The sequence below is a fragment of the Methylobacterium nigriterrae genome, assembly GCF_037106235.1.
GTDB classification, from domain to species: Bacteria; Pseudomonadota; Alphaproteobacteria; order Rhizobiales; family Beijerinckiaceae; genus Methylobacterium; species Methylobacterium nigriterrae.
Genome location: NZ_JBAWTG010001052.1, coordinates 1 through 253, shown reverse-complemented (window position 1 = coordinate 253; position 253 = coordinate 1). Strand labels below are relative to the sequence as shown.

Annotated in this window: 1 pseudogene; it reads right to left on the bottom strand. The window is 63.2% G+C overall.

Annotation, left to right across the window (positions count from 1 at the left end):
- Positions 1 to 253: pseudogene (locus WDW90_RS40205) on the bottom strand (hypothetical protein); the annotation flags it as partial.

Genomic DNA, 253 nt, shown 5'->3' with positions numbered 1-253 from the left:
ATCGTTTTGCTTTCCACTGTGCGTCGAACGCCTGCCTGTCTCGGGTCGCCCGCTCGATGGCCTCGTCAGCCATTTCGCGCATGATCAGCGCCTCGTATTTCTTGGGGACGACGATCATCCCGGCATCTTCCAGAAGGGTGTTGAGTGCGCGGGCGTCCGAGGTCACCGAGACCAGCGCGGCGAGCCGGAGGGCGGAGATCGAGTGTTCCTTGGCCTGGCTGGCATAGGCGTCGAGTGTGGCCTTCGACACGTC